25 protein-coding genes and 1 pseudogene are annotated in these 24,814 nt (G+C 67.2%); 16 read left to right on the forward strand and 10 right to left on the reverse strand.

What is annotated here, in order from left to right:
• Nucleotides 1-4: 4 nt before the first annotated feature.
• A complete protein-coding gene (locus FND50_RS08285; protein WP_133986176.1) occupies nt 5-700 on the reverse strand; it encodes a 3'-5' exonuclease in 696 nt (231 codons plus the stop codon).
• A gap of 304 nt (nt 701-1,004) precedes the next feature.
• On the opposite strand from FND50_RS08285, the gene FND50_RS08290 reads away from it, so the two are divergent.
• The gene (locus FND50_RS08290) at nt 1,005-2,135 is read left to right on the forward strand and encodes a magnesium and cobalt transport protein CorA (protein WP_005253068.1); all 1,131 of its coding nucleotides are present in this window, start codon (nt 1,005-1,007) and stop codon (nt 2,133-2,135) included.
• 46 nt (nt 2,136-2,181) lie between these two features.
• Here FND50_RS08290 and FND50_RS08295 read toward each other — a convergent pair whose 3' ends face one another.
• Nucleotides 2,182-2,874: a hypothetical protein gene (locus tag FND50_RS08295; RefSeq protein ID WP_144285412.1), complete on the reverse strand. Its 693-nt coding sequence runs from the start codon at nt 2,872-2,874 to the stop codon at nt 2,182-2,184.
• 52 nt (nt 2,875-2,926) lie between these two features.
• Between FND50_RS08295 and FND50_RS08300 the strand changes: the two genes are divergently transcribed.
• The 11 genes from FND50_RS08300 to FND50_RS08350 all read left to right on the forward strand — a co-directional run bounded on the left by FND50_RS08300 (nt 2,927) and on the right by FND50_RS08350 (nt 14,313).
• Nucleotides 2,927-3,970 (forward strand): ATP-dependent DNA ligase, encoded by a 1,044-nt coding sequence (locus FND50_RS08300; protein ID WP_039952193.1) that lies wholly within the window; start codon nt 2,927-2,929, stop codon nt 3,968-3,970.
• Entirely contained in the window at nt 3,971-4,999 is a 1,029-nt protein-coding gene (locus FND50_RS08305) for a DNA polymerase domain-containing protein (RefSeq protein ID WP_144285413.1), read from the forward strand.
• A 53-nt stretch (nt 5,000-5,052) separates the two neighbouring features.
• Nucleotides 5,053-5,568, forward strand: coding sequence for a DUF6764 family protein (locus FND50_RS08310; protein WP_144285414.1), 516 nt, complete (start codon nt 5,053-5,055; stop codon nt 5,566-5,568).
• Between the two features lie 93 nt (nt 5,569-5,661).
• Nucleotides 5,662-6,867, forward strand: coding sequence for a serine hydrolase (locus FND50_RS08315; protein WP_144285415.1), 1,206 nt, complete (start codon nt 5,662-5,664; stop codon nt 6,865-6,867).
• Between the two features lie 17 nt (nt 6,868-6,884).
• Entirely contained in the window at nt 6,885-7,106 is a 222-nt protein-coding gene (locus FND50_RS08320) for a dodecin (protein ID WP_005253074.1), read from the forward strand.
• Nucleotides 7,107-7,197: 91 nt separating this feature from the next.
• On the forward strand, nt 7,198-8,877 hold the full coding sequence (locus FND50_RS08325) for an FAD-dependent oxidoreductase (protein WP_144285416.1): 1,680 nt from the start codon (nt 7,198-7,200) through the stop codon (nt 8,875-8,877).
• Nucleotides 8,878-9,047: 170 nt separating this feature from the next.
• Nucleotides 9,048-9,968: an Ig-like domain-containing protein gene (locus FND50_RS08330; RefSeq protein WP_065489497.1), complete on the forward strand. Its 921-nt coding sequence runs from the start codon at nt 9,048-9,050 to the stop codon at nt 9,966-9,968.
• 57 nt (nt 9,969-10,025) lie between these two features.
• On the forward strand, nt 10,026-10,997 hold the full coding sequence (locus FND50_RS08335; RefSeq protein ID WP_397494151.1) for a carbohydrate ABC transporter permease: 972 nt from the start codon (nt 10,026-10,028) through the stop codon (nt 10,995-10,997).
• Nucleotides 10,994-11,893, forward strand: coding sequence for a carbohydrate ABC transporter permease (locus tag FND50_RS08340; protein ID WP_144285417.1), 900 nt, complete (start codon nt 10,994-10,996; stop codon nt 11,891-11,893). The genes FND50_RS08335 and FND50_RS08340 overlap by 4 nt, the downstream gene beginning before the upstream one ends.
• Nucleotides 11,894-11,911: 18 nt before the next feature.
• On the forward strand, nt 11,912-13,231 hold the full coding sequence (locus tag FND50_RS08345) for an ABC transporter substrate-binding protein (RefSeq protein ID WP_144285418.1): 1,320 nt from the start codon (nt 11,912-11,914) through the stop codon (nt 13,229-13,231).
• Nucleotides 13,232-13,248: 17 nt separating this feature from the next.
• Complete coding sequence (locus FND50_RS08350) at nt 13,249-14,313, forward strand: ABC transporter ATP-binding protein (RefSeq protein WP_144285419.1); 1,065 nt, start codon at nt 13,249-13,251, stop codon at nt 14,311-14,313.
• Between the two features lie 3 nt (nt 14,314-14,316).
• Here the strand turns inward: FND50_RS08350 and FND50_RS08355 are convergent, their stop codons facing one another.
• The 3 genes and pseudogenes from FND50_RS08355 to FND50_RS08365 form a co-directional block, all read right to left on the reverse strand.
• The gene (locus FND50_RS08355; protein WP_144285420.1) at nt 14,317-16,266 is read right to left on the reverse strand and encodes a M13 family metallopeptidase; all 1,950 of its coding nucleotides are present in this window, start codon (nt 16,264-16,266) and stop codon (nt 14,317-14,319) included.
• Between the two features lie 47 nt (nt 16,267-16,313).
• Nucleotides 16,314-16,815 (reverse strand): annotated as a pseudogene (locus tag FND50_RS08360) (protocatechuate dioxygenase); the annotation flags it as partial.
• A gap of 58 nt (nt 16,816-16,873) precedes the next feature.
• A complete protein-coding gene (locus tag FND50_RS08365) occupies nt 16,874-17,638 on the reverse strand; it encodes a pirin-like bicupin family protein (RefSeq protein ID WP_144285421.1) in 765 nt (254 codons plus the stop codon).
• 344 nt (nt 17,639-17,982) lie between these two features.
• Between FND50_RS08365 and FND50_RS08370 the strand changes: the two genes are divergently transcribed.
• Nucleotides 17,983-18,162: a hypothetical protein gene (locus FND50_RS08370; RefSeq protein WP_005243850.1), complete on the forward strand. Its 180-nt coding sequence runs from the start codon at nt 17,983-17,985 to the stop codon at nt 18,160-18,162.
• Between the two features lie 52 nt (nt 18,163-18,214).
• Here the strand turns inward: FND50_RS08370 and couM are convergent, their stop codons facing one another.
• The 3 genes from couM to couN are packed head-to-tail and all read right to left on the reverse strand — an operon-like array spanning nt 18,215 to nt 20,519.
• Complete coding sequence (gene couM, locus FND50_RS08375) at nt 18,215-18,688, reverse strand: p-hydroxycinnamoyl-CoA hydratase (protein ID WP_144285422.1); 474 nt, start codon at nt 18,686-18,688, stop codon at nt 18,215-18,217.
• A 32-nt stretch (nt 18,689-18,720) separates the two neighbouring features.
• Entirely contained in the window at nt 18,721-19,611 is an 891-nt protein-coding gene (gene couO, locus FND50_RS08380) for a 4-hydroxyphenyl-beta-ketoacyl-CoA hydrolase (protein WP_061043794.1), read from the reverse strand.
• Nucleotides 19,608-20,519 carry a 4-hydroxyphenyl-beta-hydroxyacyl-CoA dehydrogenase gene (couN, locus tag FND50_RS08385; protein ID WP_144285423.1) on the reverse strand — a complete coding sequence of 304 codons (912 nt, stop codon included), beginning with the start codon at nt 20,517-20,519 and terminating at the stop codon, nt 19,608-19,610. The genes couO and couN overlap by 4 nt, the downstream gene beginning before the upstream one ends.
• Nucleotides 20,520-20,633: 114 nt before the next feature.
• Between couN and couR the strand changes: the two genes are divergently transcribed.
• From couR to FND50_RS36025, 3 genes are read left to right on the forward strand one after another with little or no spacing between them, the layout of a single operon-like run.
• Nucleotides 20,634-21,074, forward strand: a complete 441-nt coding sequence (gene couR, locus FND50_RS08390) for a MarR family transcriptional repressor CouR (protein WP_005263606.1) — start codon at nt 20,634-20,636, stop codon at nt 21,072-21,074.
• Between the two features lie 6 nt (nt 21,075-21,080).
• Nucleotides 21,081-21,557: a DUF3237 domain-containing protein gene (locus tag FND50_RS08395; RefSeq protein WP_005571411.1), complete on the forward strand. Its 477-nt coding sequence runs from the start codon at nt 21,081-21,083 to the stop codon at nt 21,555-21,557.
• 21 nt (nt 21,558-21,578) lie between these two features.
• Nucleotides 21,579-21,671, forward strand: coding sequence for a LysR family transcriptional regulator (locus tag FND50_RS36025; protein WP_186301367.1), 93 nt, complete (start codon nt 21,579-21,581; stop codon nt 21,669-21,671).
• Nucleotides 21,672-21,860: 189 nt separating this feature from the next.
• On the opposite strand, the gene couL is transcribed toward FND50_RS36025, so the two are convergent.
• Both couL and couT read right to left on the reverse strand, forming a co-directional pair.
• Nucleotides 21,861-23,396, reverse strand: coding sequence for a p-hydroxycinnamoyl-CoA synthetase (couL, locus tag FND50_RS08400; RefSeq protein WP_144285424.1), 1,536 nt, complete (start codon nt 23,394-23,396; stop codon nt 21,861-21,863).
• 55 nt (nt 23,397-23,451) lie between these two features.
• A complete protein-coding gene (gene couT, locus FND50_RS08405) occupies nt 23,452-24,780 on the reverse strand; it encodes a p-hydroxycinnamate MFS transporter (RefSeq protein WP_144285425.1) in 1,329 nt (442 codons plus the stop codon).
• Between the last annotated feature and the right edge of the window lie 34 nt (nt 24,781-24,814).

The raw sequence follows: 24,814 nt of genomic DNA on the forward strand, positions 1-24,814 counted from the left end.
CGGATCAGGCGATGCGGAACTGTGCGAGACCGCGAATCGGCCACTCACCGTTGACATCCGATGCGTCCCGGCCCTGCCGGACGAGGTAGTCGGCGAAGTCGCGTTGCCGTTCCGCGTGCCAGCCGGCCTGATGGCTCATGATGTCCAGGGCCCGCAGATTCGGGTACTCCTGCGCGAGCGTCCGGGCGAGGTGTGCGGCGGCGATCGCGTCGGCCTCGGCCTCGTGGGCGTCCTCCAGCGCGATGCCGTAGTGCTCGCACACCGCGCCCAGTGTGCGCCTGCCCTTCCGGTACCGATCCATCTCGCGGTCGATGACGTACGGGTCGACCACGATGCCGGTGACGAGTTCGGTCAGCCCGAGGCGCAGGCCCTCGGTGTGCATGACGGTCAGGTCGTAAGAGGCGTTGAACGCGACGACGGCATGGTCGCGGGTCCACGCGTCGTGCAGGGCCTCGCGGATCTCGCCGTACCCGGTGGCGTAGTCCTGTCCGTGAGCCCGGGCGTACTCCGTGGAGATTCCGTGCACGTCCGAGGCGCCCTGCGGGATGGGAACCTCCGGGTCGAGCAGCCAGGTTCGCGACTCGAAGTGGTGAGCGTCGACGACGGCGATGCACGCGGAGACGATGCGGGCGTCGGTGGGGTCGGGTCCCGTCGTCTCCAGGTCGAACGCGCAGATCGGTCTGTCCGACCAGCTGGTCATGAGGGCCTCTCGGTGGTGATTCGTTGCCCGCCCAGTATCTGCCGCGGCAGGCGCCGGATCCGGGACCGACACGGCGGGGGTCCCAGGTTGTCGTGGCCGGTCGGCGGGGGTATCGTGTCCCCCGGTCTGCAGTTCGCCGAGGTCGTGAACTGCCTATTCGAGAGAGCAAGGAGGTGTGGCATCCGATGAGAAGCCAACCTCCGAGTACCAACTGAAACCGTTCCACCGGTAGGTGCGCGGTTTCACGGTCCGTGTTCCTCAGCGCCGTTCCGCGCTGCCCACTTTCCCTCGAAAGCCCCGTGTCATGCCTCAGCTGCGTCCGATCCGTTCCCTCCTCCCCAGCCGCTCCGCCGGTCTGTCCGACGCCGACGCCGGTCACGCGGTGACCCGCCGGCCCGTCGAACCGACGCCTGCGGAGGAAACGGTGGTCAACAGCGCCGTCTACCGCGACGGCCGGAAGACGGCCACCCCGGCCACGCTGTCGGAGGCACTCGCGAGCCTGCCCGACGCGTCGTCGATGGCGTGGATCGGGATGTACCGGCCGAACGACGCCCAGTTGTACGCGGCAGCAAAGCAATTCGACCTGCACGAGCTGGCTGTCGAAGACGCGATCGTCGCCCACCAGCGGCCCAAGCTGGAGCGGTACGGCAAGACGCTGTTCGTGGTCCTGCGCGCCGCGCGCTACTGCGACGAAACCGAGCGCGTCGAATTCGGTGAGCTGCATGTCTTCTGCGGTCCGACGTTCGTGCTCACGGTCCGGCACAGCGAATCCCCCGACCTGTCGGCGGTCCGCCGGCGGATGGAGAGCAACCCGGACCTGCTCCGGCTCGGACCCGAGGCGGTTCTCTACGCCATCCTCGACGCCGTGGTCGACGGGTACGCGCCGGTGGTCGCCGGACTGCAGAACGACATCGACGAGATCGAGACCGAGGTGTTCAGCGGAGCGCCGGGCGTGTCGCGGCGCATCTACGAACTCACCCGCGAGGTCATCGAATTCCAGAGGGCCACAAGGCCGCTGCTCGGGATGCTCCGCGGGTTGTCGGCGGGATTCGAGAAGTACAACACCGACGAGGAACTGCAGCGTTATCTGCGTGACGTCACCGACCACGCGACGGTCGTCGTGGAGCGGGCCGACGGCTTCCGTCAGCTGCTCGGGAACATCCTCACCGTCAACGCCACCCTGGTGTCGCAGGAGCAGAACGAGGAGATGCGCAACCTGACCCAGGCCAGCTATGCGCAGAACGAGGAGATCAAGAAGGTGTCGGCGTGGGCGGCGATCCTGTTCGCGCCCACCCTGATCGGGACGGTCTACGGTATGAACTTCGACCACATGCCCGAACTGCACTGGGTCGGTGGGTATCCGTTCGCCCTGTCGCTGATGATGCTCACCTGCGCCGGGCTGTACACGATCTTCAAACGCCGCGGCTGGTTGTGAGCGAGGCCGGCTGCGGGCAGTGCCCGCAGCCGGCCGGCGCCGGCTGTCAGAGTTCGTCGACGCAGACGACGAACTTGCGCTCGGGGTATTCGTATCCGTTGGACGACGTGCTGCACGAGTCCACGGACGTTGCGCCCTGCACGATCTCCGTCACCTTGACGCCGTCGACGGCCGCGGTGTCGCCGCAGTCGATGCGCGCGGGATCCTCGCCGCCGACGTCCATGCAACCGCCGACGACCCAGTCGACGTCGAGGCAGATCGCGCCCTGCTCGATGCCGCCGAGGGTTTCGTAGTAGTACGAGTCGGCGTCGCTGATGCACTGGCTGTTCTTCGCGGCCTTGGCGATCACCTTGTAGTTCGAATCGGCGCTGCCGCACACCGCCTTGTCGATCTCGGCGTCGGAGACGGTGCCGCCGAGCTTCACGCATTCACCGATCGCGACCTCGAAGTCGATGTCGCCGCCGGCGTCCTCGCCTTCCTGCCCGTCGATCACGGTGGTCGATTCGCTGGACGAGGTGGCCGCGGAGGCACCCGACTCCGGCACCGCGGTGGGCGTCGTGTCCGAACCGCACCCGGCCACCAGAACTGCCGTCGCCGACACTGCGACGACTGCGGTACACACCCGCCGAACTAACCCTGTCATGTCTGACCCCTCCGTCAGGTGACCGTCCGCCACCCGTTCCTCCGAGATGACCGTTGCCACCTCGATCGTGTCCACCGCGATTGCCGTGTCGCGCATTATTTGATTACATCGCTGTCCGATTTGCCAATCGTGGTGACAGTATGGACGGGTGGATCTCCCCGTGATGCCTCCGTTACAGCCGATGCTCGCGAAGGCTGCGTCGTCCGTTCCGGCGCAACCGGAGTCCGGGCTCGCCTGGTCCTACGAACCGAAATGGGACGGTTTCCGCACCCTCGTCTTCCGCGACGGCGACGAGGTGGTGCTCGGGTCCCGCGGCGGAAAGGATCTGGCCAGGTACTTTCCCGAACTCGTCCGGGCGGTGAAGGACGAACTGCCCGAGCGGTGCGTGGTGGACGGCGAACTCGTCGTCCCGCGCAGCATCGACGGCCGCACCCGGCTCGACTGGGAGTCGTTGTCGGAGCGCATTCATCCGGCCGAGAGCCGGGTCACGATGCTGTCGGAGAAGACGCCGGCCCAGTTCGTCGCGTTCGATCTGCTCGCCCTGGGCGACCGCGACCTCAGCCGGGAGGACTTCTCCGTACGTCGCGCACAGCTCGTCGACACCATCGGCGGTGGACCCAGCTGCCACGTCACCGCGGCCACCGAATCCAGTGCGACGGCCATCGAGTGGTTCGAGGCGTTCGAGGGGGCCGGCCTCGATGGGGTGGTGGCGAAGAAGCTGGTGGGCCCGTACCTGCCCAACAAGCGGGAAATGGTGAAGGTGAAGCACGCCCGCACCGCCGACTGCGTCGTCATCGGCTACCGGCCGCACAAGAGCCAGCCGGGGATCGGGTCGATGCTGCTCGGACTGTACGACGGCGACCAGATGGCGATGGTCGGCGGTGCGTCGGCGTTCACGGCGGCGCGGCGGATCGAACTGCTCGCCGAACTCGACGAGCTGCGCGTCGGAGACGACGTAGTCGCGGACGGGGCGCCGACACGGTGGCAGTCGGGTAACGACCGAACCTGGGTGCCGCTGCGCCCCGAACGCGTCGTCGAGGTGGCGTACGACCAGATGGAGGGTGCCCGGTTCCGGCACGCCGCGCGGTTCCTGCGCTGGCGCCCGGACCGGACGCCCGACGAGTGCACGTTCCAACAATTGGAGGTCCCGGTGCGATACGACCTTGCCGACGTCCTGGCCGGAGGTTCCTAGATGGCGAGTCCTGCCGAAGAACTCGACGTCGACGGCATCGCCGTGCGGCTGTCGAATCCCGACAAGATCTACTACCCGAAACTCGGTGCCGAGGGCGGCACGAAACGGCACCTGGTGGAGTACTACCGGACCGTGGCGCTGAACGGTGCGCTGCTGACCGCCCTGTTCGATCGGCCGACGCATCTGCAGCGGTTCCCGGACGGGATCGAGGGCGAGGAGATCTACCAGAAGCGGGTTCCCGCGAAGCGCCCCGATCACGTCGACTCGTGCGAGGTCACGTTACCCTCCGGCCGCAAGGCCGACGTGCTCCGCGTGCGCAGCGCCGCGAACATCGTGTGGGCGGCGAACCTCGGCAACATCACGTTCCACCCGTGGGCGGTCCGGTGCCCCGACGTCGATCACCCCGACGAACTGCGCATCGACCTGGATCCGCAGCCGGGGACCGGATTCGACGACGCCCGGGCGGTCGCGCTGGACGTGCTCCGGCCGCTGCTGGACGAACTCGGTCTCGTCGGCTACCCCAAGACGTCGGGCGGCCGCGGGCTGCACGTGTATCTCCGCATCGAGCCGCGCTGGGATTTCATCGAGGTGCGGCGCGCGGGCATCGCCCTCGCACGGGAGATCGAGCGGCGCAGCGGCGACCGGGCCACCACGTCCTGGTGGAAGGAGGAACGCGGCGAACGCATCTTCCTCGACTTCAACCAGAACGCCAGGGACAAGACCATCGCGTCCGCCTACTCGGCCCGCAAGACGCCGATCGCGACCGTGTCGACGCCGGTCACCTGGGAGGAACTCGTCGACGTCGACCCCGACGACTTCACCATCGCGACCGTGCCCGCGCTGCTCGAGAAGCGCGGCGATCCCATGGCGACCATGGGCGACGTGGCGCAATCGCTGGACGTGCTGCTGGAGATGGCCGAACGGGACGCCGCGAACGGTCTCGGCGATCTGCCGTACCCACCCAATTACCCCAAGATGCCGGGGGAACCCAAGCGGGTACAACCGAGTCGGGACCGAGACCGCAAATAGCCGGCGCTCACGTAGGCTCGGGACGGTCGGGTCGGGAACAATGTGAGGTCGCCATGGAACGTACGACAGTCGGTACTGCCGGACTCGCCCTCGGTGTCGTCGCGACGGCACTCGGGGCCCTGATGATCGCGCCGGCCACCGCGTCGGCCGTCTCCCTCTCCTGTGTGTCACCACCCGGCCGGGGCGACACCACGATCGTCGACCGGAGCGCGTGCGGTGCCAATGCCGATATGAGCAGCAATTCGGCGGCGTTCGGCACGGACGGTGTCGGTTTCGCCGACGCAGCCCACGCGGGCGCGGCGCTCGGCGCGGGGCTGGGCGGTGGTGTGGGTGCGGCCGAGGCACGTCGTGGCGCCGTCGCCGCCGTGGCGGTCGGGCCCGAGAGCGTCGCCATCGGAACGGTCGACAGTGCCGGTCCCGCCCTGGTGCTGAGCGGTCCGGGCGGACAGGCGCTCGTCGCGGATCCGGCCAAGGGCGTGGTGTGCGCCGCTGGACCGTCGCTCGCGATCAATTTCCTTGCAGGTCAAGCGTGTCTGAGTGACGGCATAACAGTGTGGCGGCTTCCCTGAACGGCACCCCGGTCCGCGTCGTATGGTGACGGTAGTCACAATGGGCTGACGCAACTGCCGTAGGAGATACGGCAGCGAGATCGGAGGTGGTCGATGACGACCAGCGTTCGAGTTCCCCGGCCCGCGTCCGTGCCACGGACGGAGCTGCACGTCGATCCTCGGTTCCTGCCGCTCGCCGACCGGTTCTTCGCGATGTACCGGCAACCTCAGCACGGCGGCGGGGCGCTCACCGCGTACTTCCGGGGTGAGAAAGTCCTCGACATCTGGGCGGGCTGGGCCGACCGCGACCGCCGCTGGGACCGCGACACCGTCGCCCTGTCGTTCTCCACGGGAAAGGGCGTGGCCAGCACGGTCGTCCACCGGCTCGCCGAACGCCGGCTGATCGACTACGACGCGCCCGTCGCGCGCTACTGGCCCGAGTTCGGCGCGGCAGGCAAGGACGACATCACGGTCCGCGAACTCCTCACCCACCGGGCCGGACTGCACAAGGTCCGGGGTCTGATGCGGAGCCCGCTCGATCTCCTCGACTACGACGCCGTCGCCGGGGCCCTCGCGGCCACCCCGGCGGATCCGCGCAGGCTGCGCGGCCCCGGGTATCACGCCGTCACCTACGGGTGGCTGGTGGCCGAACTGATCGCCCGCGTCACCGGAAAGCCGTTCGTCCAGGTCGTGCAGGACGAAATCGCAGGCCCGCTCGGCGTCGACGACTTCTGGTATCAGGTTCCCGGACAGCACCGTCCGCGGATCGCGAAGCTGTTTCCGCACATCAACCCGGCCGGACTCAACTGGGAGCTCACGTCGAACGTGCTCTCGCTCGTCGGCCCCACCCGCGGACTCGCCGAGGCGGCGATGCCCCGGGGATTCGACGTGCTGGTCCGGAACCCCGCGGTGCACGACGCGGTGATGCCCGGCTGGAACGGCGTGTTCAGCGCGCGGGCGCTCGCGCGCATGTACGGCGCCATCGCCAACGGCGGCAGGCTGGACGGACACCGGTTCCTGCGCAAGTCCACCATCGCGCAGATGTCACAGGTGCAGACCTACGACCGGGACTACGTTCTCGGTATCCGGCCGCAGTGGTCCCTCGGCTACCACCGGCCGATCCTCGCGTCCCGGGAACAACCACGGAACGCGATCGGGCACTACGGCGTCGGCGGGTCCGGCGCCTACGCGGACCTCGACAGCGGACTGTCCCTGGGCTTCGTCACCAACCGGCTCGGAAGTTCCCTCACGGCTCTCGGTGATCTTCGTCTGGCCCGGCTCGGTGTCGAGGCGCAGGCGATCGTCCGGAACGGCAAGTAACCACGAAAGGAATCCTGATGAGTGATCACGTGTACCGAGTTGTCGAGGTCGTCGGTTCGTCGAGCGACAGCACCGACGCGGCCATCGAGAACGCCATCGCGCGGACCAACGAGACCGTGCGCAACGTCGAGTGGTTCGAGGTCGTCGAGACCCGGGGCCACGTCGAGAACGGCGCGATCGCGCACTACCAGGTCACGGTCAAGGTCGGATTCCGTGTGGAACCGGGCGACGCGGTCTGACAACGCACGGTTCTCGCGCAAAATTGGAACACGTTATAGTCTGGTGTCACATCCCGACGTCGGACTGCGCGTACTCAGGTAGGGGAGAACCGTGACTTATGTGATCACGCAGCCGTGCTGCAACGACGCCTCGTGCGTCGATGTCTGTCCGGTCAACTGCATCCATCCCACACCGGACGAGAAGCCGTTCGCTACCACGGAAATGCTGTACATCGACCCGGACACCTGCATAGACTGCGGGGCCTGCGTCGAGGAGTGCCCGGTGGAGGCCATCTACGCGGAGAACGACCTCGACGAGGTCGACGAGCCGTACCTCGACATCAACGCGCAGTACTACACCAAGCACCCCATCGGCCCCGACTGGCCCGAGCCGCTCGCGCTGCCGCAGATCGACGCAGCCCTCGGCACGCTCCACGTCGCGATCGTCGGGTCGGGTCCGGCCGCCTGCTACGCCGCGATGGAACTGACCGCGAAACCGCGCGTCGAGGTCGACATCTTCGACCGGCTTCCTACCCCGTACGGGCTGGTGCGCGCCGGGGTCGCGCCGGACCATCCGGGCACCAAGGGCGTCACGGACCAGTTCCGCTCGGTCGTCGGCAAGCGCACGGTGCACTGCCACTTCAACGTGGAAGTGGGCCGGGACGTGAGCCACGAGGAACTGCTCGCACACCACCACGCCGTCATCTACGCGGTCGGCGCGGCAGGCGACCGCACGCTGGGCATTCCCGGCGAGGATCTCGTCGGCAGCCACGCCGCCACCGAGTTCGTGGCCTGGTACAACGGTCACCCCGACTACGCCGACCACACGTTCGACCTGTCGGGGGAGCGGGCCGTCATCGTCGGCAACGGCAACGTGGCACTCGACGTGGCCCGCATCCTGGTCACCGATCCGGAGATCCTGGCCAAGACGGACCTCGCGGACCACGCCCTCGAGGCGCTGCGGGCGAGCAACATCCGCGAGGTCGTCATTCTCGGCCGCCGTGGCCCCGCTCAGGCCGCCTACACCAACCCCGAACTCCTCGCGCTCGGGCTGATGCCGGACGTGGACATCGTGGTCGACCCGGACGAAGCGGTCCTCGACCCGGCAAGCCGCGCGTTCGTCGACGGCGACGAGGCCGAGCCGTCGCAGCGACACAAGGTGCGGCAGGTCGAGGAATTCGCCCGGCGCACCGCCGATCCGGCGAAGAAGCGGATCGTATTGCGGTTCCTGACGTCCCCCGTGGAGATTCTCGGCACCGACGCCGTCGAATCGGTGCGCATCGCGAAGAACGAGATGGTTGCGGACGCGTCCGGACGGCTCAGTGCCAAACCGTCCGACGTCACCTCCACGCTGGACACCGGCCTGGTGCTGCGCTCGATCGGTTACCGCGGTCAACCCGTGGCCGGCATCCCCTTCGACGACCGGCGCGGTGTCATCCCCAACGAAAACGGCCGGGTGATCGATCCCGAGACCGGCACACCCGTGCCCGGCGTGTACGTGGCGGGCTGGATCAAGCGCGGGCCGACGGGTGTGATCGGCACCAACAAGTACTGCTCCGCGGAGACGGTCAAGATGCTGATCGACGATTTCTCCGCCGGTCGGCTCGACGCGCCCGCCGAACGTGAGGCTCTCGACCGCCTGATCGCCGAGCGTGCGCCCGACGCCGTCGACTACCAGGGCTGGCAGCGGATCGACAAGACCGAACGCGCCGGGGGCAAGGCTGCCGGCCGGACCCGCACCAAGCTGATCACCATCGAGAGCATGCTCGCCGCCGCCCGCGCCGATACCTGATCGTGAGCGCTTCTTGACCACTCGGTGACACCCCCGGCCCCGCAGGCCGCGGAGCGGCAACGATTGCGGGCAAATTGCTCGAGGCCGGATGATGTGTGTTAATGGCAGTGCGCGATTGGTAGGTCCGTCGGGGACGCGCGTTGCACACGTCGTCGAACGAGAGTGGTCATATGGGCAAGTCAGGAATCGGTTTTTCCAGGAACAAGCACTGGTCTTCGCGCGTCGCTGTCGCACTGACCGGGGCCGTCGTGTCCGGAACTGCGCTGGTCGGGGCCGCACAGGCCGCACCGCTCTTTCCCGGTGGACCGGAGATTCCGAGTCTTCCCACCCTGCCCGGTCTGCCCGGCGCGCCGCAGTTGCCGCTTCCCGAACCGGCACCCGCGCCCGCGAACTTCTCGGCCCCGTCCCTCAACCCGGGTGCGGGCGAGGTCGTCGGTGTCGCGCAACCGGTGATCATCCGCTTCAACGAGGCGATCGGCGACCGCGCCGCCGCCGAGCGTGCCATCAAGGTCACCACCAGCCAGCCGGTCGAGGGCGGTTTCTACTGGATCAACGACAGCCAGGTGCGGTGGAAGCCCACCGAGTTCTGGCCCGCGAACACCGAGGTCACCGTGGACGCCGGCGATTCGCACTCCACGTTCACCATCGGCGACGCGCTGGTGGCGACCGCGGACGACAACACCAAGCAGATCACCGTCACCCGGAACGGCGAAGTGGTCAAGACCATGCCGACGTCGATGGGTAAGACCGATCACGAGACGCCGAACGGCACCTACATCATCGGCGACAAGTTCCGTGACATGTACATGGACTCGTCCACGTACGGTGTCCCGGTCGACTCGGCCGAGGGGTACCGCACGTACGTCGAGTACGCCACCCGCATGTCGTACAGCGGCATCTTCGTCCACGCCGCACCGTGGTCGGTGGACGCCCAGGGCAACACCAACGTCAGCCACGGCTGCCTCAACGTGAGCACCGACGACGCCAAGTGGTTCTACGAGAACTCGAAGAAGGGCGACGCCGTGGTCGTGCAGAACACCGCAGGCGGCGTGCTGAGCGGCTCCGACGGTCTCGGCGACTGGAACCGCTGACCCTGATCTGACCAGTTGTCCCCGTAGCCCGCACAGTTCAATGTGCGGGCTACGGCAATTTACCGGCTATTCGTACCCGGTCGTCAGACTGCCGCAGTGAGATCGAGTCCGGAACGAACCCTGCCGTCGCCGGGAAAGCAGGGATTGCTCGAGCGTCCGTGGCGGGACTACGCGCTGTTCGCAGCGCTTGTGGGTCCCAATCTGGTTCTGCTCGTTCTGTTCACCTACCGGCCCCTGGTCGACAACATCCGGCTGTCGTTCTTCGACTGGAACATCGCCGACCCCGTGGCCACGTTCGTCGGCTGGGACAACTACCGCGAATGGTGGAGCAGGCCCGACACCTGGGAGATCGTCGGGAACACCGTCGTGTTCACTGTCGCGACCGTGGTCGGATCGATGGTCGCCGGTCTCGCACTCGCCGTGCTGCTGGACCGTAACCTGCACGGCCGCAACCTCGTCCGCTCGGCGATCTTCGCGCCGTTCGTCATCTCGGGTGCCGCGATCGGCGTGGCGTTCCAGTTCGTGTTCGATCCCCGTTTCGGGCTGATCCAGGATCTTCTGCATCGTGCCGGAGCCGACTCCGTCCCCGACTTCTATCAGGATCCGCACTGGGCGCTGTTCATGGTGACGGTCACCTACATGTGGAAGAACCTCGGCTACACGTTCGTGATCTACCTTGCGGCACTGCAGGGTACGCGGCGCGAGTTGACCGAGGCCGCGGAGATCGACGGGGCGGGCCGGTGGACGACGTTCCGCCGGGTCGTCCTCCCGCAGTTGCGTCCGACCACCTACTTCCTCTCGATCACGGTGATGCTGGGCTCCCTTCAGGTGTTCGACATCATCAACGTGATGACCCGGGGCGGTCCACTCGGTACCGGAACCACCACGATGGTCTACCAGGTCTACAACGAGTCGTTCCGCAACTTCCGTGCCGGCTACGGCGCCACCGTGGCCACGATCATGTTCCTGGTCCTGCTCGGGATCACCGTCTACCAGGTGCGGATCATGGATCGAGGTGAGGTCCGGTGACCGCGGACACCGTACGCGATCAGCGCGGCACGCAAGTGCCGGTGACGGCAGACGCGGCCCGTGACCATCGACGCCGGGAAACGCTCGTGACGGCCCTGGGGTACGCCGCGATGGTGGCGGTGCTGGTCGTGGTGGCCCTGCCGCTGTACTGGATCGTGATGACGTCCTTCAAGGATCGTCCGGACGTCTACACCCTGCCGGTGACCTGGTGGCCCGGCACCTTTCATCCCGAGAACTACTCCGAGGCCACCACCTCGGTGCCGTTCTGGACGTTCCTGCGGAACTCGGTGATCATCACCGGGGTGCTGGCCGTCGTGAAGTTCGCGCTCGGCGTGTTCAGCGCCTACGGGCTGGTGTTCCTGCGGTTCCCGGGCAAGAACCTCGTGTTCCTCGGCATCATCGCCGCATTGATGGTGCCCAACCAGATCACGGTCATCTCCAACTATGCACTCGTCGCCGAATGGGGCTGGCGGAACAGCTTTCACGGCATCATCGTTCCGCTCGCCGGGGTCGCGTTCGGAACGTTCCTGATGCGCAACCACTTCCTGTCGATACCCACCGAGATCATCGAGGCCGCCCGGATGGACGGCGCAGGCCACTTCCGGCTGCTGTGGCGGGTGGTCCTGCCGGTGTCGGGCCCCACCATGGTGGCGTTCGCGATCATCACCGTCGTCACCGAGTGGAACGAATACCTGTGGCCGTTCCTGATGGCCGACGACGCCTCCGTCGCGCCGCTGCCGATCGGGCTGACCCAACTCCAGAACAACGACGGGCTCACCAACTGGGGCCCGGTCATGGCGGGAACGGTACTCACGATGCTGCCGATTCTCGCGGTTTTCCTTGTGCTGCAACGGCACATGATCAAGGGCCTCACATCGGGTGCGGTCAAGGGATAGCGGAGAACGAGGAGAGACATGAATCGGATGAACCGTCGAGGATTCCTCGGGCTGGCGGGCGCGGTGGCCGCCGGTGCCGCGCTGACGGCCTGCGCCGGGTCGGGGTCGGGCTCGTCGGCGGCGTCCGGTGCGGCCGGCGACGCGAACACCATCACTTTCTGGTCCAACCACCCCGGCAAATCGCAGGACGTCGAACGTGAACTGATCAACCGGTTCCAGGCGAAACACCCCGACCTCACAGTGAACCTCGTCGACGGCGGAAAGAACTACGAGGAGGTGTCGCAGAAGTTCAACGCGGCCCTGTCGGGCGGCGAACTGCCCGACGTCGTGGTCCTGTCGGACGTCTGGTGGTTCAACTACGCGCTGACCGGTGCCATCGAACCGCTCGACGGACTGTTCGGCACGGTCGGCGTCGACTCCTCCGACTACGTCGACTCGCTGCTCGCCGACTACCTGTTCGAGGGCACGCACTACGCCCTCCCGTATGCGCGGTCGACGCCGCTCTTCTACTACAACAAGCAGGTGTGGGCGCAGGCCGGCCTGCCCGATCGTGGGCCCGCCACCTGGCAGGAGTTCGACGAGTGGGGTCCCGAACTGCAGCGGGTGATGGGCGGCGGCAAGCTGGCCCACGGCTGGGGTGACGCCAAGAACTACCTGGGCTGGACGTTCGAGGGACCGGTCTGGACGTTCGGCGGGGCGTACTCGGACCAGTGGGACCTGAAGTTCGGCGAGGAGACAACGCTCGCCGCGGGGACGTTCCTGAAGGACATGATCCACACGAAGAAGTACGCGGCGGTGTCGAGCGACATCGCCAACGAGTTCGGTGCGGGCATCCTCGCGTCGACCATCGCCTCGACCGGTGACCTGTCGGGAATCACCAAGTCGGCCGCGTTCGACTTCGGCACCGCTTTCCTCCCCGGGTCGGGCGCCCCGGGCTGCCCGACCGGCGGCGCGGGCCTCGCGATTCCGGCGCGGATCTCCGACGAGCGCAAGAAGAACGCGCTGACGTTCATCGACTTCGTGACGAACGGTGAGAACACCGCGTACTTCTCCCAGAACGTCGGGTACATGCCCGTCCGCAAGTCCGCTGTCGAGGACCCGAGTATGAAGGCATACCTCGACGCGAACCCCAACGCGCGCGGCGCCGTCGACCAGCTCGCGAAGACCCGGTCGCAGGATTACGCCCGTGTGTTCGTGCCCGGCGGCGACCAGATCATCGGCACCGGACTCGAACAGATCGCGCTGCAGAACGCGGACGTGGCGACGACGTTCGCCGGCGTCGGGACGCAACTCCAGCAGATCATCGACCGCCAGATCACACCCAAGCTGCCCCAGTAGGAGGAGAAGGAACATCCATGGCCCACGTGCAGTTCGCAGGTGTCACCCACCGCTATTCCGGAGCCGATCGACCCGCGGTCGATCGGCTGGACCTCGACATCGCGGACGGCGAGTTCCTCGTCCTGGTGGGTCCGTCCGGGTGCGGTAAGTCGACCAGCCTGCGGATGCTGGCCGGCCTCGAAGCCGTCGAGGCGGGCCGCATCGAGATCGGCGGTACCGACGTCACCGCGCTGCCACCGCGGGCGCGGGACGTGGCCATGGTGTTCCAGAGTTACGCGCTCTACCCGAACATGACCGTCGCCGACAACATGGGTTTCGCGCTCCGCAACGCCGGAGTCGGGAAGGTGGAACGCACCGCGCGGGTGCTGGAAGCGGCGCGGATGCTCGAACTCGAACCGCTGCTGGATCGCAAACCGGCGAAACTGTCCGGCGGGCAACGTCAACGGGTCGCGATGGGCCGGGCGATCGTGCGGCACCCGAAGGTGTTCTGCATGGACGAACCGCTGAGCAACCTCGACGCCAAGCTGCGGGTGAGCACCCGCTCGCAGATCGCGAGCCTGCAGCGCAGGCTCGGTACGACCACCGTGTACGTCACCCACGACCAGGTGGAGGCCATGACGATGGGCGACCGGGTTGCGGTGATGCAGGGCGGGCGCCTCCAGCAGGTCGCCCGGCCCCGCGATCTCTACGACAACCCGGTCAACACGTTCGTCGCCGGGTTCATCGGCTCGCCCGGGATGAACCTCATGGACACACCGATCCGCGACGGCGTCGCCGAACTGGGCGACCTGCGTATTCCCGTGCCGCGCTCGGCGATCGGGGACGGTTCCGTGATCGTCGGGGTGCGCCCGGAGTCGTGGACGCTGGTGGGGTCGTGGCGCAAGGACTCGTACACGGTCGAAACCGACCAGCTCGAGGAACTCGGGGCGGAGTCCTTCGTGTACGCGTCCGGCACATCCGGGAAGGTGGTGGTGCGGGTGGACCGCACGCGCACCGTCGCCGCGGGGGAGAGGGTGCACCTGCAGCCGAAACCCGGCGAGGTGTACTTCTTCTCCGCGGCGACGGGTGACCGTCTGCGGTAGTCGCTACCAGATCTTGACGCGCTCCTCCGGATCCAGATACAGGGCGTCACCCGGCTGGACGTCGAACGCGTCGTGGAACGTGTCGAGGTTGCGGACCACGCCGTTGCAGCGGAACTCCGGCGGCGAGTGCGGGTCGACGGCCAGCCGGCGGAGCGCCTCGGCGTCCCGGGCCTTGGTGCGCCACACCTGCGCCCAGCCGAAGAACACCCGCTGGAGACCGGTGAGGCCGTCGAGAACCTCGGGCTCGGACCCTTCCGTGGCGATCCGGTAGGCCGCGATGGCGATGGACAGGCCACCGAGGTCGCCGATGTTCTCACCGATGGTGAACTCACCGTTCACGGTGTGGCCGGGCAGCGCCTTCGGCTCGAACTCGTTGTACTGCTCGATCAACGCCTTCGTGCGCTTGCCGAACTCGGTCCGGTCGTCGTCGGTCCACCAGTCGACCATGTTGCCGTCGCCGTCGTACTTGGCGCCCTGATCGTCGAAGCCGTGGCCGATCTCGTGACCGATGACGGCACCGATCCCGCCGTAGTTGGCGGCGTCGTCGGCTGCGGCGTCGAAGAACGGCGGCTGCAGAATGGCTGCGGGAAAGACGATTTCGTTCATGCCCGGGTTGTAGTAGGCGTTGACCGTCTGCGGTGTCATGAACCACTCGTCGCGGTCGACGGGGCCACCGAGCTTCGCGAGGTCGCGGTCGTACTCCGCCGCGTAGCCGCTGCGGTAGTTGCCGACCAGGTCGTCGCGGGAGATGGTGACGGCCGAGTAGTCCCGCCACTTGTCGGGGTAGCCGATCTTGGGCGTGAACTTCTCCAGCTTGCGCAGCGCAGCCTGCCGCGTCTCGGGGCTCATCCAGTCCAGGTCGGAGATGTTGCGCCGGTACGCCTCCTGCAGGTTGGCGACCAGTTCCTGCATGCGGGCCTTCGCGTCGGCCGGGAAGTGGCGTTCGACGTAGAGCTTGCCGACGGCCTCGCCCAGCAGATCCTGCACCAGGGACACGCCGCGCTTCCAGCGCTCACGGATCTCCTCGGCGCCGGTCAGCGTCTTTCCGTAGAACGCGAAGTTCTCGTCGACCAGGGCCTGCGTGAGGTAGGGGGCGCGGGAGCGGATGACGTTCCACGTCGCCCACGCCTTCCAGTCGTCGAGGTCCTCGGACGTCCACAGCTCGGTCAGGGTGGTGAGGAAGTCGGGCTGGCGGACCACGATCTCGGCGAACTGCTCGGACGTGCCGCCGAGTGCTCCGATCCACGCCGACCAGTCCAACCCGGCGGGCAGCTGGTCGAGGGTGAGCAGGTTGTAGCTCAGCTCGGCGTCGCGACGCTTCACGACGTCCCAATGACCGGCCGCGATCTTGGTTTCCAGGTCGAACACGCGCTGCGCGTCGTAGCCGACGCCGGCGAGGGCGAACATCTTCGCGATGTGCTTCACATACGCCGCGCGGATCTCCGCGTAGTCGTCCTGGCGGTAGTACGACTCGTCGGGCAGGCCGATGCCCGACTGACTGAAGTGGACGAGGTAGCGCTCGGAGTTCTTCGCGTCCGTGTCGACGTAGTGACCGACGGCACCGCCGACCCCGGTGCGCTGCTGGCGGCCGATGACGGCGGCGAGCGCCGAGAGGTCGGCGGCCGAGGCCACGTCGGCGAGCTCACCGGCGATCGGTGCGAGCCCCGCGGCCTCGACCACGTCCGCGTCCATGAAGCTGCCGTACAGGTCGCCGATGCGCTGCGCGTCGGTCCCCGGCGCCGCGCCGGAGTCCGCCGCCTCCTCGATGATGGTCTGGACGTCGACCTCGGCCTTGTCGTACAGCGTGCGGAACGCGCCGTCGATCGCCCGGTCCGCGGGAATCTCGTAGTCGTCGATCCACTTGCCGTTCACGTGGACGAACAGGTCGTCCTGGGCGCGGGTGTCGTTGTCGAGGTGAGTGAGGTCGATGCCGGAGCGCTGAGCCGTGGTCATGCGTTCCATCCTTACACCGTTCCGCGCCGGGAGGTCCACCACTGCGCTCAGGGCGAAACAAACTGCTCGGCGACGGTCAGCAGGCCGGCGTTGTCGTCGATGCCGTCGGTGGAGTTGTTCACGTTGTTCTCGCGTCCGGTGTGGTCGGAGTACGGCGCGGTCGCGTACACGCCGTCGAGCAGGGCCTCGTCGAAGAACAGCTGGGTGGTGAGCACCGTCTTCTTGTCGATGTGCACCTCGAGGTGGATGTGGGTGGTCCGGCTGATGTACCAGCCGGGTAAGACCGTGGTGAACTGGGCGATGCCGTACGCGTCCGTGGTCTGGGCGCCGCGCAGGTAGGTGCCGTCGTCCGTGGTGGTGGCCTCGCTGTCGCCGACGCTGTAGGACCCGCCGGGCGTCACCCGAACCGCCGGACATGTCGCCACCGGGACCACCCGCTCCGGGACCACCCGCGCCACCGGGACCACCGGCATCGCTGACCACCGCGGCGGACCCGTCCGCGGAACAGTTCGTGAGGTCCTGCACCCGCAGTGCGAGCTCGGCGCTCGTCGTCGTGGCGTACGAACCTGCACGCAGCGTGCCGTCCGGCGGTGAACTTGCCGGGAACTCAGCCGCCGAGGCGGGCGTGCATCTCCCAGACGAGGACCTCGGCGCCGGAGTGTGAGGAGACCTGCTGGCCACCGGAGGCGCTCAGCCGGACGGCGTCGCCCTCGTACAGGGTGCCGACGCCCTCCATCTCCGCGGTGCCCCGGGCGACGAAGACGTGGAGGAACGGCGCCTCGGGAAGGGTCACCGGTGCGCCGGGGAAGAGTCGCGCGACATGCAGGGCCGCGTGCCTGTTGTGGATCCGGATCGCCGAATTGTCCTTGTATTCCGGCATTCCGGACGCAACAGGCACCAGCCCGCCCTCGAGGATCTCGTCCTCGATCTCGAGTTGTTCGTAACTCGGAGTGAGGCCGGCTTCGTCGGGTACCACCCACATCTGGACGAAGTGCACCGGCTCGTGGTGCTGCTCACCCTCGAGGCGCCAGCTGTCGTTCTTCTCGGAATGCATGATGCCCTTGCCTGCGCTCATGCGTTGCGCAAGGCCGGGATAGATGATGCCGGAGTGGCCGATCGAATCCTGATGCACGAGCGAGCCGCGCAGCACCCACGTGACGATCTCCATGTCCTTGTGCGGATGCGTGTCGAATCCCTGACCGGGGAGCACGGTGTCGTCGTTGTTCACGAGGAGCAGCCCGTGGTGCGTGTTGTCGGGGTCGTAGTGCTGGCCGAAGGAGAACGAATGTTTCGAATCCAACCAGGAAATCTTGGTTTTCAGCCGATCGCCGGCACGATGAACATAGACGTGAGGTGTGGTGACTGCTGGCATATCGGTCCTCCTTCGGGTGGTACCCGGTCCAGAGTACGAGGTGCCGGCTGCAGGTACTCGCAAGACGGTGTCGATTGTGCATCGAATTCATCGCCTGCCGACAGCGGTGGTGGGGCCGCATCGAAGGCGAAATAAGGTTGCGCAGTGCGACATTGGAGTACAGAGCGCTCGTAAGGCGGTGTTCGGCAACAGCTTTCGCCGACGGCGAGATAAACGTGAAAGACGGGCGTCCAGTTCGTGCCGCCGCGAATGCCCGCTTCGGCCGGGCCCGCGGCGTACAGTTCGAATTGTGCGTCCGGAAGTCGCAGGATTTGCGGCACGTCGCACACAGCGGAAGGAGCGTGATGAAGGCGAATTCGGATCGACACGATCAGCACCTCCCCGAGCACCAGCGGATCGCAGACCTCGTCGACGACATGGAAGACCGGCTGGTGGCCGAGCGCGAGGCGAAGGGAATCGCGGGCAACGCGTCCGAGCGGAAGCAGGCGGAACAGGTCGAGCCCGACGACCAGGCTCCCGAGTAACGCCCGTGAGTACTTGTCAACCGCGGGCGGTTGACAAGTACTCACGGGTGGGTCACTCGAAGAAGCGGTACACGGCCTCGACGACTACCGCGGGACGCTCGCTGCCCTCGAGTTCGATCTGCCCGGCGACGGTCACCTGGACGCCGCCCTTGGGCAGTTCCTCGACGGACTGCAGCGTCGCGTTCAGGCGGACGCGTCCTTCCGCGGGCACGGGGTTGGTGAATCGGACCTTGTTGAGACCGTAATTGACGGCCATGGTCACGCTGTCGACGGTCAGTACCTCGTCCCACATGGGGATGATCAGCGACAACGTGAGGTAACCGTGGGCGATGGGCCCGCCGAACGGGCTCTCCGCCGTGGCGCGCTCGGGGTCGACGTGAATCCACTGGTGATCGTCGGTGGCGTCGGCGAACGTGTTGATCCGCTGCTGGGGGATGTCGATCCACGAGCTGGTGCCCAGCGGCTGGCCCTCGAGCGCGGCGAGGTCGGCCAGGGTGGCGACGCGGGTGGTGGTTGCGGTGGTCACGATAAGTCTCCTGGTGGTTCGGTGAGGCCGGGTCAGTGCTTGATGCCGAGAACGCGCAGCGCGTTCTGCTTGAAGATCAGCGGCGCGACCTCGGGTTTGATGTCGAGGTTCTCGAAGTCCTTCATCCAGCGGTCGACCTGGATGACGGGGAAGTCGGAGCCGAAGAGCACCTTGCCGCGGAGCATGCTGTTGGCGGCCTTGACCAGCTGCGGCGGGAAGTACTTCGGTGACCACCCGGACAGGTCGATGAAGACGTTGGCCTTGTGGGTGGCGATGGAGATCTGCGAGTCGACCCACGGCACCGACGGGTGGGCCATGATCACGGTGAGGTCGGGGAAGTCGGCGGCGACGTCGTCGAGCAGCATCGGGTCGGAGTAGCGCAGTTTGATGCCGTGGCCGCCGGGCAGCCCGGCGCCGATCCCGGTCTGACCGGTGTGGAACAGGGCGGGGACCCCGGCCTCGGTGATGGCCTCGTAGAGCGGGTAGAACTGCCGGTCGTTCGGTTCGAATCCCTGCATGCTGGGGTGGAACTTGAACCCCTTCACACCGAACTCGTCGACGAGCCGGTGCACGCGCCGCACGGCGGCCTTGCCCTGCCAGGGATCGACGGATCCGAACGGGATCAGGACGTCGTTGTGGCGGGCCGCGCCCTCGGCGATCTCCTCGACCGAGTTGGCGGCGTGTCCGCTGGCCGAGGCCGCGTCGACGGTGAACACGACCGCGGCCATGTTGCGGGAGCGGTAGTGGTCGGCGATCGCGTCGATGGACGGGGTGCGTTCCTCGCCGGACTTGAAGTACTTCTCCGAGGCGGCCATCAGTTCGTCGTCGAGGGACCGGTGCCCGCAGCCGTCGATCTCGACGTGGGTGTGGATGTCGATGGCGTCGATCTTGTCGAAGTCGATGCCGTACTCGTAGCGGCTCATTTCGCCATCAGCTCCTCGGGGAACTCCTCGCCGACGGACTGGACGGCGTCGCCGAACGTGCCGGCCCACCGGGCAGCGATGTCGTCGGCCGACCAGCCACCGTCGTGGTACTCGACCGCGGTCAGGTCGGGGTGCGACCACAGCGCGAGGCGGTCGCCACCGACGGCGAAGGCCTGGCCGGTGATCTCGGCTGCCGCGTCGGACGCGAGGAACGAGATGATGCCTGCGGCGTCCTCGGGGGTGCCCAGGCCCACCTCGCGGCGGATGATGTCGGGGAGCGGCTCGCCGTTCTTCATGCCCTCGATGTAGGGGGCGAGGAACGGGACGGTCTCGGTCATCGCGGTCGCGGCGACAGGGCAGACGGCGTTGGCGGTGATCCCGGCCCGCTGCAGTTCCAGCGCCCAGGTACGGACCATGCCGACGATGCCCGATTTGGCACCGGAGTAGTTCGTCTGCCCGAAGTTGCCACGCTGCCCGGCGGGGGACCCGATGCAGATGATGCGACCGCCGCCGCCCTGCTCGCGGAACCGCAGGACCGCTTCGCGCACGCAGGTGAACGTGCCGCGCAGGTGCACACCGACCACCGCGTCGAAGTCGTCGTCGGTCATCTTCCACAGCACCTTGTCGCGAAGGATGCCGGCATTGGTAACCATGACGTCGAGGCGTCCGAATGCGTCGACCGCGCCGGCGACCAGCTTCTGGGCGGTTTCGGTGCTGCCGACCGGGGCGACGACGGCGACGGCCCGGCCGCCCGCGGCGGTGATCTCGGCGACGGCGGCGTCGGCGGTGGCCTGGTTGACGTCGTTGATCACAACCGCGGCGCCGTGCCGCACCAGGTCCTTGGCGTAGGCCAGTCCGAGGCCCTGTCCGCTGCCGGTGACTACGGCGACTTTGTTGCTGAGGTCCATGTCGTGATTCTCCTAAGGTCGTGTTCGCTGGATCACACGTAATCATTGATGATTGAGAATGTCAATGATTAAGATCTGCTACTCTACCGACAATCATCAGAAGGGGGTCGTCGCATGGCAGAGTCGCAGGCGTTATCGGACGACATCGGGTTCCTGCTCTCTCGCGTCGGCGGAATGGTGCTGGGCGCGGTCAACAAGGCCCTCGTTCCCACCGGGCTGCGGGTGCGTTCCTACTCGGTCCTGGTCCTCGCGTGTGAGCAGGCCGAGGGCGTCAACCAGCGCGGGGTGGCCGCCACCATGGGTCTCGACCCCAGTCAGATCGTGGGCCTGGTCGACGAACTCGAGGAACGCGGACTCGTCGTGCGCACCCTCGACCCCTCGGATCGCCGCAACAAACTGATCGCGGCCACCGACGAGGGGCGCCGGCTCCGCGACGACGCCAAGGCACGTGTCGACGCCGCGCACGGACGCTACTTCGAGGGCATCCCCGACACGGTGGTGAACCAGATGCGGGACACGTTGCAGAGCATCGCCTTTCCCGCCTTCGTCGAGTAGGGCGCGATGACCGAGCTCCTCGCCCCGGCCCCGCCCGGGATGTCGTTCCTCGCCACGTTCGTCGTGGAGGTTGCCGAGCCGGTGGAGATCGGATCCACGCCCGAGGGAACACGTCGCATCATCCCCATCCTCGGTGGCCGGGTCGAGGGCCCCGAGCTGCGGGGCACCGTGCTGCCGGTAGGGGCGGACTTCCAGCTGCTCAGCTCGTCCACGCTCACCGAACTCGAGGCCAAGTACGCCATCGAGACCGACGACGGCGACCGTATCTACGTCACCAACTTCGGGCTGCGCTCGGGTACCGCCGAAGACATTGCCCGACTGGTCGACGGCGAGGCCGTGCCGCCCGAGCGCATCTACTTCCGCTGCACCCCACGGCTCACCGCCGCCGAGGGCCGGTGGTCGTGGCTGCGCTCGCGGATCCTCGTCGGCACCGGCGAACGCCTCCCCGGCGAGGTGCGTCTCACGGTGTTCGTGGTGGACTGACCGGCCGTGGAGATCCGCTGGATGAAGTCGTTCGTCGCGGTCGCCGAGGAACTCAACTACGGCCGGGCGGCCGAGGTGCTGCCGTGGCCGGACGCCGTCCCCGACGAGCAATAACGATCGCTTATCAATCGGTGCCGATACTGCTCTTGGACGGTGATCGGTTTCTTCCGGCGAATCTGCCTACGAGTCATCGGAATTCGTGGTCGCCCACCAGTCCGTGCACACGGGGGAGCGTTATCCCAGCCGCGTGTCGCTCTCCGTGGTGCGCTGACGCGCCCGTGAGTACTTGTTAACCGCCCGCGGTTAAGAAGTACTCACAGGCCGCGAAGCGGCAAGCTTGCGCAGGTCAGGTTTGCGGATCTTGCCGGTGGCGGTGCGGGGGAGTGCCTCCGCGATCTGGATGAACGTGGGAATCTTGAAGCTCGCGAGCTTTTCTCGCAGCCGGACGCGCACCGTCTCCTCGTCGAGGGTCGTGCCGTCGGCGGCGACGACGAAGGCCATACCGGTCTCACCCCACTTCTCGTGGGGGACGCCGATCACCGCCGCCTCCCGGATGCCCTCCAGTCTCAGCAGTGCCGCCTCGACCTCGGCGGGGTAGACGTTCTCGCCGCCCGAGATGAACATGTCCTTGTAGCGGTCGCAGATGAAGAGGAAACCTTCGTCGTCGAAGTAGCCGGCGTCGCCGGTGTGCAGCCAGCCGTCGACGATCGTGCGGGCGGTGGCCTCGGGCTGATTCAGGTAGCCGAGCATCACGTTCGGGCCCTTGGCGACGATCTCGCCGATCTCGTGCGGTTCGGCGCTCGACCCGTCCGGACGCACGACGTCGACGTCGGTGAAGAACGTCCGTTTGCCGGCGGACCCGATCTTGGTGCGCACGTCCGCGCTCGACAGCATGGTGACCGACGGCGCGGTTTCAGTCAGGCCGTACGCCTGCGTGATCGCGACGTCACGGTTCTGCCACGGGGAGATCAACGCTTCGGGCAGGGGAGCCCCCGCAACGCAGATGGCCCGCAGACTGGACAGGTCGGCGTCCGCGAACCGGGGGTGGTGCCACAGTTCCTGGATCATCGTGGGGACCGCGAAGAACGTGGTGATGCGTTCCTTCTCGATCGTGTCGAGCACGACGCCGGCATCGAACTTGCGCAGCAGCACCACGGTGCCGCCGTTGAGCAGTGTCGGTGTGACGGCGCCGCCGATCCCGCCGATGTGGAACAGCGGCGCCACCGACAGTGTGCGTTCCTTCGACGTCATGTCCTGGGCGAGAAGCTGGTTCAGCGCGTTCCACAGCATGTTTCCGTGGCTGAGCATGACGCCCTTCGGTGCGCCGGTGGTGCCCGACGAGTACATCAGCACGGACAGGTCGTCGAGGCTCACGTGCTCGTCGATGCGGGTGTCCGGCTGCCCGGCGCGCACGCCCTCGTACGTGCGGGTGGACCACGAGTCGCTTAGGCCGATCCAGGTGGTGACCGGGGTGTCCGACTTCGCCAGCTTCTGCGCGACGTCGGCCTGCTGATCGCCGAAGATCACTGTGGTGCAGCGTGAATCGCCGAGCACGTAGCGGGCTTCCTCGGCGGTGAGGCGTGCGTTGAGCGGGAGATACGTGGCGCCGAGCAGCCCAGCCGCGAACATCACCTCGAGCGCCGCGGGGTCGTTGAAACCGAAGAAGCCGACGCAGTCACCCTTCTCGACGCCGAGGGCGCGCAGGCCGTGGGCGAGTCGGCGGGTCCGCAGGGCCATCTCCTCGTACGTGACGGCCCGTCCGTCGAAGACGAGCGCCTCGTTCTTCGGCGTCATGGTGATGCGGCGCTCGAGCCACGAGCCGATGCCTTCGTTGTCCATGGTGACTCCTCGTTCTCTTCGAAGCTACTCTCGAGCTTGTGGCGGGATGGGTGTGTCAGGCCGACGGGGTCTCGGCGCTCAGGTCGTTGTCCTTGCTCTCCTCCGTCGCGACGAGGAAGACGGCGCTGACCACGCACAGTGCGATGATGAACAACCCGACCGGGAGGATCGACTTGCCGGACGACGCGAACAGCGACGCGAGGATGACGGGGGTGAATCCCGCGCCGATGAGGGTGGCGAGCTGGTATCCGAGCGACGCTCCGGTGTAGCGCGCCCGGGTGCCGAACTGCTCGGAGATGAACGCGGCCATCGGACCGTAGGTGGCCGAGTGGCAGAGGGTGTAGCCGACGAAGGCGAGCGCGACGAACAGGAAGTGTCCCGTGCTGAGCAGCAGGAACAGTGGGTAGACGCTGAGGATCATCGCGCCGAGTCCCGCGAGCATGACCGGGCGGCGGCCGATCCGGTCGGACAGTCGCGCAGATCCGAGGACCAGGAAGATCGCACAGAACTGGCAGAAGGAGAACGCCAGCAGCGCGTCGGACCGCGGGGCGCCGCTCGACACGGCGTAGGTGATGGCGAATGTGGTGAATGCGGTCTGCATTCCGAAGCTCGCGATGCAGCTCATCGACGCCACGACGACCGCGCGGGGCCGCTTCAGGATGGTGACGATGGGCGGGGTGGTCTCCTTCTTCGCGGATTCCTTCAGCGCCGCCGTGAACAGCGGGCTCTCCGACACCTTGGACCGGATGAACAGGCCGAGGGCCAGCATGAATGCCGAGATCAGGAACGGGATGCGCCAGCCCCACGTCAGGAACTGCTCGTCGGGGAGAAGCGACACGGCCGCCAGAGCGAGCGTGCCGAGCAGCGCGCCGGTGGGGGCGCCCGCGTTGGTGAACGCCGCGGCGAATCCGCGCTTACCTGATTCGGCGTGCTCGAGCGACATCAGCGCTGCGCCACCCCATTCGCCGCCGACGGCGAGTCCCTGGCAGACGCGGAGCAGTACGAGGATCACCGCGGCCCAGGACCCGATCATCTCCGGCGGCGGAATGAGCCCGATCGCGAACGACGCGATGCCCATGACGGTCATCGAGATCAGCAGCATGGCCTTGCGGCCGACGGTGTCCCCGAAGTGACCGAAGACGATTCCGCCCAGGGGGCGCGCGACGTAGCCGGCGGCGAACGTTCCCATCGACGCGATGCTCGCGGCCAGAGGGTCCAGATCGGCGAAGAACACCGGACCGAAGACGAGGGACGCTGCGGTGGCGTAGAGCAGGAAGTCGTAGAACTCGATGGTGCTGCCCAGGTAGCTCGACAGGATCACCCTGCGAACTTCCTTCTTGCGTTGGGTGGCCGACATGGTGCCGGCGGTGGCGGTGACCGTCATCGATACTCCTTGGCCGAGCGTGGGACAACAGAGC

The organism is Rhodococcus sp. WB9, assembly GCF_007558985.1.
GTDB classification, from domain to species: Bacteria; Actinomycetota; Actinomycetes; order Mycobacteriales; family Mycobacteriaceae; genus Rhodococcus_F; species Rhodococcus_F opacus.

Coding starts and splice junctions, on each gene's coding strand:
- FND50_RS08285 (WP_133986176.1), bottom strand. CDS start 700: ATGACCAGCTGGTCGGACAGACCGATCTGCGCGTTCGACCTGGAGACG.
- FND50_RS08320 (WP_005253074.1), top strand. CDS start 6,885: ATGAGTGATCACGTGTACCGAGTTGTCGAGGTCGTCGGTTCGTCGAGC.
- couT (WP_144285425.1), bottom strand. CDS start 24,780: ATGACGGTCACCGCCACCGCCGGCACCATGTCGGCCACCCAACGCAAG.
- FND50_RS08395 (WP_005571411.1), top strand. CDS start 21,081: ATGACCGAGCTCCTCGCCCCGGCCCCGCCCGGGATGTCGTTCCTCGCC.
- couN (WP_144285423.1), bottom strand. CDS start 20,519: ATGGACCTCAGCAACAAAGTCGCCGTAGTCACCGGCAGCGGACAGGGC.
- FND50_RS08370 (WP_005243850.1), top strand. CDS start 17,983: ATGAAGGCGAATTCGGATCGACACGATCAGCACCTCCCCGAGCACCAG.
- FND50_RS36025 (WP_186301367.1), top strand. CDS start 21,579: ATGAAGTCGTTCGTCGCGGTCGCCGAGGAACTCAACTACGGCCGGGCG.
- FND50_RS08350 (WP_144285419.1), top strand. CDS start 13,249: ATGGCCCACGTGCAGTTCGCAGGTGTCACCCACCGCTATTCCGGAGCC.
- FND50_RS08310 (WP_144285414.1), top strand. CDS start 5,053: ATGGAACGTACGACAGTCGGTACTGCCGGACTCGCCCTCGGTGTCGTC.
- couR (WP_005263606.1), top strand. CDS start 20,634: ATGGCAGAGTCGCAGGCGTTATCGGACGACATCGGGTTCCTGCTCTCT.
- FND50_RS08355 (WP_144285420.1), bottom strand. CDS start 16,266: ATGACCACGGCTCAGCGCTCCGGCATCGACCTCACTCACCTCGACAAC.
- FND50_RS08315 (WP_144285415.1), top strand. CDS start 5,662: ATGACGACCAGCGTTCGAGTTCCCCGGCCCGCGTCCGTGCCACGGACG.
- FND50_RS08365 (WP_144285421.1), bottom strand. CDS start 17,638: ATGCCAGCAGTCACCACACCTCACGTCTATGTTCATCGTGCCGGCGAT.
- couL (WP_144285424.1), bottom strand. CDS start 23,396: ATGGACAACGAAGGCATCGGCTCGTGGCTCGAGCGCCGCATCACCATG.
- FND50_RS08345 (WP_144285418.1), top strand. CDS start 11,912: ATGAATCGGATGAACCGTCGAGGATTCCTCGGGCTGGCGGGCGCGGTG.
- FND50_RS08295 (WP_144285412.1), bottom strand. CDS start 2,874: ATGCGCGACACGGCAATCGCGGTGGACACGATCGAGGTGGCAACGGTC.
- FND50_RS08290 (WP_005253068.1), top strand. CDS start 1,005: ATGCCTCAGCTGCGTCCGATCCGTTCCCTCCTCCCCAGCCGCTCCGCC.
- couO (WP_061043794.1), bottom strand. CDS start 19,611: ATGAGCCGCTACGAGTACGGCATCGACTTCGACAAGATCGACGCCATC.
- FND50_RS08305 (WP_144285413.1), top strand. CDS start 3,971: ATGGCGAGTCCTGCCGAAGAACTCGACGTCGACGGCATCGCCGTGCGG.
- FND50_RS08330 (WP_065489497.1), top strand. CDS start 9,048: ATGGGCAAGTCAGGAATCGGTTTTTCCAGGAACAAGCACTGGTCTTCG.